The organism is Mesorhizobium sp. M1E.F.Ca.ET.063.01.1.1 (assembly GCF_003998155.1).
Lineage (GTDB): Bacteria > Pseudomonadota > Alphaproteobacteria > Rhizobiales > Rhizobiaceae > Mesorhizobium.
This window is the reverse complement of sequence record NZ_RZSC01001214.1, coordinates 1-1112: the sequence shown is the minus strand read 5'-3', so window position 1 is coordinate 1112 and position 1112 is coordinate 1. Positions and strand designations below refer to the sequence as shown.

Annotated in this window: 1 protein-coding gene and 1 pseudogene; both read right to left on the bottom strand. The window is 56.2% G+C overall.

Going from position 1 to position 1112, the window contains the following annotated elements:
- Positions 1 to 920, bottom strand: a 920-nt coding sequence (locus tag EOA29_RS37370) for a PLP-dependent cysteine synthase family protein (RefSeq protein ID WP_210213230.1), incomplete at its 3' end; no start/stop codon positions are given.
- Positions 917 to 1112, bottom strand: a pseudogene (locus EOA29_RS42500) (hypothetical protein); the annotation flags it as partial. The pseudogene EOA29_RS42500 and the gene EOA29_RS37370, both read right to left, overlap by 4 nt.

The window sequence follows — 1112 nt, the reverse complement described above, 5'->3', positions numbered from 1 at the left end:
AGCCAGTCCTGATTGAAGATTGTGTCCAGGTACTTGGTCCCACTGTCACATGCCAGGGTGACGATGCATGATCCAACCGGCGCTTCACGGGCCACGCCAAGAGCCTCGTAGATCGCCCCGCCAGTCGAGCCGCCGACCAGCAGCCCGTGCCTCTGCGCCAAGTAGTGGCATATCGAAAAAGCCTTGTCGTCCGCGATTTTTCGGCCCCGATCTATCACATCGTAATCGATCACAATGCCCACATTTGCCCCTTCAGGCGTACCTGTACCCGATTGAAGGTACTGCCCTCCGTGACCGCCAAAGATGATACTTCCGGCGGGTTCGACGCCAATCACCTGGACACCTGGGATATGCAGCCTCAGTTGACGGGCAGTCCCGCAAAGTGATCCGCCGGTACCGATGGCCGAAACAAAATGCGTGATTGTCGGGCCGAGATCCTCTAGCAACTCAGCCGCTAGCCCGCGGTAGCCGTCGGCGTTGGCGGGATTGTTGTGCTGTTCGGTCCAGTAAGCATCCTCTTCAACGGCAACCCGCCTAGCTTGCTCGTCGCGCTGGTCAGTGGCCAGTGCGCCGTCGTCGTTGCCAACGATTTGGACACTGCTGCCAAATGCACGAACAGTAAGAATCTTGTCGAGACTTGCATGGGAGTCCATGAGAGCAGTGAAGTCGAGTCTACGCACGGCGGAGATCATAGCCAACGCACTGGCCGTATTGCCTGACGAAGATTCGACAATTCCCATGGTTGGCTTATCTTGCGTGATAGGCAGGTTGTCGACCATGCTCAACGCCATCCGGTCCTTCATCGAGCCAGTAGGATTGAACATTTCCAGCTTAATAAAAAGCTGGACCTCACCGCCTCGCAAAGGAAGTTGCAGCAAGGGCGTCCGTCCAATGGTTTCAAGAATGCTATCGACTATCAACGGGGGGTCTTCCTTTGCGAAGGGATTTCGTCGGCTAAGATCGTCCATGCGGACGAACGCCGGACAGCGGCAATCTTTCTTGGTAAGGGAATTTGGTGGAATGAACTCTCATTCGAATCCATTTGGTAACCGGCGGTGTTGGTGAAGACGACGAGATCACCAGCGGAAACCGCGCTCTCGACTGCCAGGGCG